Origin of the sequence: Levilactobacillus cerevisiae, assembly GCF_003946245.1 — a bacterium.
GTDB lineage: Bacteria > Bacillota > Bacilli > Lactobacillales > Lactobacillaceae > Levilactobacillus > Levilactobacillus cerevisiae.
Map to the genome: position 1 here is coordinate 1 of NZ_RHNN01000051.1, position 7,231 is coordinate 7,231.

Consider the following 7,231-nt stretch of genomic DNA (forward strand, 5'->3'; position numbering starts at 1 on the left):
TTGTTTTTCTAAGTTACTTTGAGACATAACGATCCCTCCAATCATATTAGAAATAATCACCGAAACTATATCATATAGGAAACGTTAAGTCAAAGTATAAAATTTGAAATAGCGAAGCGGAAGGCATACACTAAATTAAAGTTAAGAGAATCAGAAGACCGAGTGAAACGAGGTCAATGCGCACTTACACATAGAACATCTATGTGAGTCCGCAAACCGAGCAAATCTCGGTCAAGGCTCGGTCAAGGCGCACTTACACTCCACTAAAAATTAGTGGAGGTTTTGTGCTTAAAATCTGTCTCAGAAGTTGCCTTCGGCAACAACTAAAAATCCAAAGAAAACTAACCAAAATCAATTTGATCTAACATAGTTTCGGTACTGGCTTGGTCTAAGCCTAAATAAGCTAAAGTCATTGCTTCACTGGAATGATTTAATAAGTGCATGACTAAGCCAATATTGTAATTGGATTGCGTATAAACGCGATAAGCCCCAGTTTTGCGCATAGTGTGGGTACCAAGGTAATTAATGCTTAAAAGATCGCCGACTTTGCTCATGATTTTATAGAACTGTTTTTCCGTAATATGCCGTTCTGGGTGTTGAATGGACGGAAAGAGCCATTCAGAATCCAGCTTATGATCAAGCAGCCATTGGCGGTACAATAAGAGCTCTGTTTGAACCGGTTTAAGGTACAAGGTATTAGGTTTACCAGTTTTTCGGTCATGAATAAACGCATTTTGTTTAATAGAACCGTCCGGATTAAAAATATCGGTTTGTTTTAAGCGCATGACATCACTGACTCGCAACAGTGTCGCTTTGCCAACTTGAAAAACTGTATAGTTACGCCGGCCAGCTTTAAAGTTGTTGAGTAAGGTATCTTGCACCTCTTTGAGAACGTTTGAATCTTTGATGGGTAAGACAACTTGTTGCATAGTTTTAGCTCCTTAAAAAATTGATTTTTAGTACAAATTAAAGTACAATATTAAGTACAATGAAAGGGTGGTAAATATGACATTAGCACTAACACAGAGCGATTTTCGCGCTAACCTAAAAAAATATTTAGATCAAGTTAATGACGAAGATGAAACCGTTTATATTGCTCGTTCAAATAGTCGCGCAGTAGCCATCGTTTCACAAGAAAAAATGGACTGGCTAGAAAGAGCATTAAAAGCGAAAGAAGGTTCGTTAGAATATGCAATTGCACGTGATCAGTTAATTAAACGCCATGTTTTACCTGACGATGAAATTGTTGAATCAGATGATGATTATTGGGGCCAGTTTAAATAATGAAAAAACTAAGATTTAAACCACGTGCAACCTTTAATGCTGATCTAAAACGGTTAGCCAGTTTAGACAAATCTATTATTGATGAAGTTCGAGCAGCCATTGACCTGTTGCTTGAGCAACAACAATTACCACCAGAATTTGAAGATCATGAGCTTAATCGACGAATGAGCGGGTATAATGAATTTCACTTACGAGATACCCCGAAAAACAAAACACCAAGCGAAACTAACGATGTCTTGGTGGTTTATACGATTGATACAGATGAACTAGTCTTAATTGGAATTCGAGTCGGATCGCATGATCGTTTATTTCCTGGTCAAAATCGTTCTAAAAGGTATCGAAAAAATGACGAATAAAGGAAGTTATTTTTAGTATATAAAAATAAATGGCCCCTAATATCTTGATTATAGATGTTGGGGGCCTCTTTAACAACGGTCAGCTTTGAAATTATTGAGTAAAGTATCTTGAACCTCTTTAAGAACGTTCGAATCTTTGATTGGTAAGACAACTTGTTGCATAAAATAACCTCCAGTAATAGCATTTGATTTATGTATCTACGTAGGATATACTCAGCTTGAAATAATAATTTAGGAGGGGAAACTATGGAACTAATTAAAGAACAAACACGCTTAGCAAAGTGGGGAAACTCGAAAGCTGCTAGAATTCCTAGCCAGATTATTAAACAATTGAAATTAGATGATAACCAAGATATGACAATAACAATTGAAAATGGATCAATTGTTTTAACACCAATAAAAAAGAACCCAACCAATATTCACGAACTATTTAAGGACTGGCAAGATGACGGAAAACGTGATCACGAGCTTGATTGGGGAAAGTCAGAAGGTAATGAACTTCAATGGTAAGTCAGGGCGATATATTTTATGTTAACTTTAATCCAAGCCGTGGTCATGAACAGATGAATAGGCGGCCGGCCATTGCTCTAAGTAATGATCTAGTCTGTCAAACAAGTAACATGACGATTGTGGCTCCAATTAGCAGTACCGAGCGTAATTTTCCTATGTATCATCGGCTAAATAGTAGTCAAACAATACATGGGAAAGTATTATTAGATCAAACAATAGCCTTAGATTTGCGGGCAAGACATGTCACTGATGAAGCCATTGTCGATCATGTATCGCGTGAAGAACTAGAAGAAATAATCACTTTGTACAAATTATTGTTTAGTATTGATGACGAATAAAAGAAGTCATTCTTATAGTATAAAGATAAATAGCCCCCAATATCTATAATGTAGATATTGGGGGCTATTTTAACAATGTTTTCGAGGGGTTATTTTTATGATTAAAACGTGCTAAAAAGATGGGCTGTTTATTCGTCAGCCGATGCGCGTCCTATTTCGACCTTGATAATGGTACGGTTTAATCATGCTTCATACTAAACGATAACTAGCGCAATGCGTGTAAGTACCTTGATTTCAGTTCAAGGGACCAAATGTTAGGTGCGTCGCAATCAGACCATACCCAAGTGCCATATGACGCTGTTCTTTGCGCGTGAGGCGCTGTAATTGGGTGTGAACGTATTGGTAGAGGTCACGATGCTGGCGTGGTAGAGTCATTGGGACCATATAGTTACGATAATAGGCTTGATATAGCTGGATGGTTACTTGCTGTGGCGAAACGTTGTTATTTAGGTCGATTGCAGCTGCCAGTAGTGCTTGGCGGTAGGAATCGGATGGTTGATGGGTAATCGGCTGATTATGAGCAGCATCTACTAAGGTAAATAATTTTTGAGCATCCACATCCATTGTTAGGACCAACCTTTCAATCGTTGAGATAGGCGCAATTATAGCATGGTCAGTATGCTTGATGTGCAGGCCCGAGTTGGTTTCTAAAGTAATGGAACGAACATAACCAGAGCCGCCAATGAGCGGGCGTCATTGGCGGCTCTGGTTATTAATAAGGGATTAATCAAGCGGCGGTCGCAGCAGTGTTTTCTGTTTTAAGCCCGGTGCCAAGCTGCGTAGCCGATGGTTGGGAAAATACCAATCAAACGGTCGATTTGTTCGCGGTCTAATTGATATTCGATAGCTGGCAGTAGTGCGTTGACGGCATCTTCAGCTTGATCACTGATTTCAGTCACGCCAACGAGATGGCCGTCTTGGTCATGGACCTGTTTACTAGCGGCAATCGGTTCCTTGGAGACTTGATAATACCAGTAATCTGCTAAATCGTTATCACTAACGGTTAAGCCGGCCTTTTCAGCGGCCGGTATTTTCATGCCGGCTTGCGCAATTCGTGGTGAAGTAAAGACGACCGATGGAATTACCGGATAGTCAATGGGAGCACTGGTTTGACCAGAGAACAAACGCATCAAGTATTTGGACTCAAAGTAGGCTGCAGGTGTGACCTTTGGCAAGTCATTGGCAAGGACATCACCGGCTGCATAGATGTTAGGAACGTTGGTTTGTAAGTGGTCGTTGACATAAACGCCGTGGCGGTCATATTTGACGCCAATCCGGTCTAAGCCTAAGCTATCTAAGTTTGGAATTCGACCAGTCGCATCTAGGATCCAGTCGGTCGTTAATTGCTGGTGGTCGCCATAACTAACTTGGAACTGGTCATCCTGTTTGGTAAATGCTTGCACGTTGGCATTTTTGATGAAGGTTACCCCACGTTCGGTTAAGTCGTCAACCACTTGTGCAACGAATGGTTGGTAAAAATCACGGAGGGCCTGGTCGCCATGTAACATGACTGTCACTTGGGCACCGGCTGCGTTAGCGATGGTGGCAAATTCCATACCAATATAGCCTGCGCCAATGATGACGATACTTTGTGGTAACCGTTTAAGGTTCATAAAATCACTACTATTGTGGGCGAGCTTGGTCCCCGGAATATCTAAACGATGGGGCTTTAAACCAGTCGCAATAACGATTTTTTCAGCGGTAATGGTTTGCTGATCATCAACGACAACGGTGTGAGCGTCCTTGAACGTGGCATGACCATGAATGATCGTTGCGCCACCATCTTCCAAACGAGCTGTCAGGCCTGCCGGTAAGGGATCAATAATCTCTTGTTTATGGGCCACGTTGGCCGTCCAATTAATGGTTGGTGCACTGCTCAAAATATCATTGAGGCGTGCTGCTTCCCGCGTTAATTTGACAGGTTCATCAAGAGTGATTTTGGCGTTACAACCACGATTAGGGCAGGTGCCCCCAATCAGACCACTCTCAATCACACCGACGCGAACACCAGTCTTGGCGAGTGGTGCGGCGCCATCAAACGTGGCGTGACCCGCACCAATGTATAACACATCGTAATCGTATTTGTTTGTCATGATTTATCAGCCTCCATTAAAATTTTGGTAACTTAAGCTTAACGAGTTTTAAGAAACCTGACAACTGATATGAATTGCTCGTGCCCGCTGTAATGATTATACTAAAAGTAATTATGTCAATAGGGAGACGTTAATATGCACGCTTTGATCTACGCTTAATTTCAACTTTGCACCAGAACCTATTATACCACTTAACACAAAAACAGCCCCCGTTATCTAATCGATAGATAATGGGGGCTGTTTTAATCAGTTTTTAAAGGGGCTATTTGTTAATTATAGACCCTATACAAACATCTTTTGTAAAAAGCCTTTTTTCTGTTCTTTCAACAAATCTAACTTACGTTGATGAAGAGTGATAGTGTTGTCTAACTGTTTGAAAAATGAGCCAATTTTTTGTTGTTCTTCCATATTTTCCGTAAACCACACATCTTGATTTTTCAAAATTGTAAAATGACGCTTATATCCTTGTGGTTCAGGTTTATAACGTTCTAAAGTTGTATACAGATAATCACCTTCAAAATTATCTGCACTTAAAATTTTTACGCCATCAGTAGCAACAAAGAAGGGGCTTTTGGGCTTATATAATGAAACTGTATGGTCCCCAAACAGAGTTACATCTTTGTAATCAGTAAAAGGTTCACCATCAGAATATCCAACAATTGGCTTATCACCTTGTTGAATAACTTCGTACTCACCATTCTCTGAAACACCAGCTAAGTACGAACGGAACGAGTGTGTTTTTAGAATGTCTTTGAACTTACGCTGTTCCCAATCGTCAGCAAACCCCGCAAATCGCAATTCAGGAACTTTGGCCCCATTTTTAGGGAACATTTTTTGCAAGTAGCCTTTTTTCTGTTCCTTGAGTAGATCTAACTTACGTTGATGAAGAGCGATAGTGTCGTCTAGTTGTTTGAAGAATGAACCGATTTTTTGTTGCTCCTGAACTAATATGGGAATCATAAAATTAAACGAATCAATTTCTTTTGACGATACATTTGGCTGAGCGCCTGAAACTAGAACAGACTCAAGTTGCATCATGAATAATTCTGAACGGACGATTGTGGAAATAAACCCGTAGTCAATATAGTCTACAGACTGAAAATAACCAACTCGCTGGTTTTGATAGACCTTGTCATAATCAGTTTGAGATAGTATAGATACCTTACCTGTTGTTGCACCTGACATGGCTAGGACTGCTGATTTATCTGGAAGAATATATTTGTTATCCTTATCCTGTTCATCATAATATGCAAAATCTCCACCTACCTCCCCGCTGGAAAGAATATTTGAAATTCTAACAATTGGCACACCAGTGTTCCTGAATTTAGAGCTTTTGAATGCAAAACCGCCACGTAAGGGAGCTATATCACCCAACTTACGCTCTTCCCAAGGATCAGTGAAACCTTTAAGTCTTAATTGCGGATATTTAGCTTGGTTATCTTTCATTGTGGGCCTCCGGTTTTGACTGGTCATTCACCTGGGTGGTCACTAACTGGCTAGCTAATTCATTAAAGGCTTGTTCATTCTGACTGATTTCCTCGTCCAGTTGCTTTAGATCAGCTTTGACCTGGTTCAGATCAATCTCGGGTTCCGGTTCAAATGTATCAACGTAGCGCGGAATATTTAAGTTGTAGTCATTCTCCTTGATTTCCGCCGGTGAGGCCACATGAGCATATTTATCGACATCTTGCCGGTTTTGATAAGTGTTCACAATTTTTTGAATATTGGCTGCCGTTAGCTTATTTTGATTCTTGTCCTTTTCAAATTCCCGGGACGCATCAATAAACAAGACGTCGTCAGTGGTTTTGTGTTTCTTTAAAATCATGATTAACGTTGGAATACTGGTGGAATGAAAAATATTGGCGGGTAGTCCAATAATGGCATCAATCCGGTTATCTAACAGGAGCTTTTGACGAATCTTGCCTTCTTTAGCACCCCGAAATAATACGCCATGGGGTAAGACAATGCCCATAGTCCCGTGTTCCTGCAAATGATAAAAGCCGTGTAGCAGAAAGGCAAAGTCGGCTTTAGATTTAGGTGGTAAGACGCCATAGTCGCGGAAACGGGGATCAGACAAGCGTTTATCACTGTTATCCCAGTGTGCCGAGTAGGGCGGGTTCATGACGACCGCATCAAATAAGTAAGGTTCGTCAACCGGCCAATCTTTACTTAACGTGTCACCATTGCGTAAGTGCATATCGTCATACGAGACTCCATGTAACATTAGGTTCATACGGGCCAGGTTATAGGTCGTGGTGTTCAATTCTTGGCCGTGATAACTCACTAAATTGGGGTCTTGCACGTGCTGTCCGACATTTAATAGCAGTGAACCGGAACCAACCGCTGGATCATAAATAGTTCGAACTTGTTTGTCACCTGCATTGCGCTGATAAGTCACAATCTGGGCAATAATGTCGGACACCTGCCGTGGAGTATAAAATTCACCCGCCTTCTTACCAGAATCACTGGCAAATTGCGCGATTAAGTATTCATAGGCGTCACCTAAGACGTCGCCTTGATGATGGACGAGATCAATCGTATTTAAAGCTAACATGGTATCACTGATAGTTTGATTCCGTTGTTGTAAAGAACTGCCTAATTTATTACTACTTAAATCCACATCGGCAAACAAGCCCGAAAAGTCTTGCGC

The 7,231-nt window shown here is 40.8% G+C and carries 9 protein-coding genes; 4 read left to right on the forward strand and 5 right to left on the reverse strand.

Annotated features, from left to right (window positions below; translation table 11 throughout):
- Positions 1-341 precede the first annotated feature (341 nt).
- Positions 342-929 (reverse strand): site-specific integrase, encoded by a 588-nt coding sequence (locus EKM99_RS15125; protein WP_003586668.1) that lies wholly within the window; start codon positions 927-929, stop codon positions 342-344.
- Between the two features lie 76 nt (positions 930-1,005).
- On the opposite strand from EKM99_RS15125, the gene EKM99_RS15130 reads away from it, so the two are divergent.
- From EKM99_RS15130 to EKM99_RS15145, 4 genes are all read left to right on the forward strand, one after another.
- Entirely contained in the window at positions 1,006-1,284 is a 279-nt protein-coding gene (locus tag EKM99_RS15130; protein ID WP_003586674.1) for a type II toxin-antitoxin system Phd/YefM family antitoxin, read from the forward strand.
- On the forward strand, positions 1,284-1,640 hold the full coding sequence (locus EKM99_RS15135) for a type II toxin-antitoxin system YafQ family toxin (protein ID WP_014271908.1): 357 nt from the start codon (positions 1,284-1,286) through the stop codon (positions 1,638-1,640). The genes EKM99_RS15130 and EKM99_RS15135 overlap by 1 nt, the downstream gene beginning before the upstream one ends.
- Positions 1,641-1,886: 246 nt before the next feature.
- Positions 1,887-2,150, forward strand: a complete 264-nt coding sequence (locus EKM99_RS15140; protein ID WP_001748109.1) for an AbrB/MazE/SpoVT family DNA-binding domain-containing protein — start codon at positions 1,887-1,889, stop codon at positions 2,148-2,150.
- The gene (locus tag EKM99_RS15145; protein ID WP_010620845.1) at positions 2,144-2,488 is read left to right on the forward strand and encodes a type II toxin-antitoxin system PemK/MazF family toxin; all 345 of its coding nucleotides are present in this window, start codon (positions 2,144-2,146) and stop codon (positions 2,486-2,488) included. Before EKM99_RS15140 ends, EKM99_RS15145 begins: the two co-directional genes overlap by 7 nt.
- 234 nt (positions 2,489-2,722) lie before the next feature.
- Here EKM99_RS15145 and EKM99_RS15150 read toward each other — a convergent pair whose 3' ends face one another.
- The 4 genes from EKM99_RS15150 to EKM99_RS15165 form a co-directional block, all read right to left on the reverse strand.
- The gene (locus EKM99_RS15150; RefSeq protein WP_041534806.1) at positions 2,723-3,052 is read right to left on the reverse strand and encodes a bacteriocin immunity protein; all 330 of its coding nucleotides are present in this window, start codon (positions 3,050-3,052) and stop codon (positions 2,723-2,725) included.
- A 194-nt stretch (positions 3,053-3,246) separates the two neighbouring features.
- Positions 3,247-4,581 carry a dihydrolipoyl dehydrogenase family protein gene (locus EKM99_RS15155; protein WP_014271906.1) on the reverse strand — a complete coding sequence of 445 codons (1,335 nt, stop codon included), beginning with the start codon at positions 4,579-4,581 and terminating at the stop codon, positions 3,247-3,249.
- Between the two features lie 282 nt (positions 4,582-4,863).
- Positions 4,864-6,027 carry a restriction endonuclease subunit S gene (locus EKM99_RS15160; protein ID WP_125584162.1) on the reverse strand — a complete coding sequence of 388 codons (1,164 nt, stop codon included), beginning with the start codon at positions 6,025-6,027 and terminating at the stop codon, positions 4,864-4,866.
- Positions 6,017-7,231 (reverse strand): type I restriction-modification system subunit M (locus EKM99_RS15165; protein WP_125584163.1); only part of this gene is annotated, 1,215 nt, incomplete at its 5' end. The genes EKM99_RS15160 and EKM99_RS15165, both read right to left, overlap by 11 nt.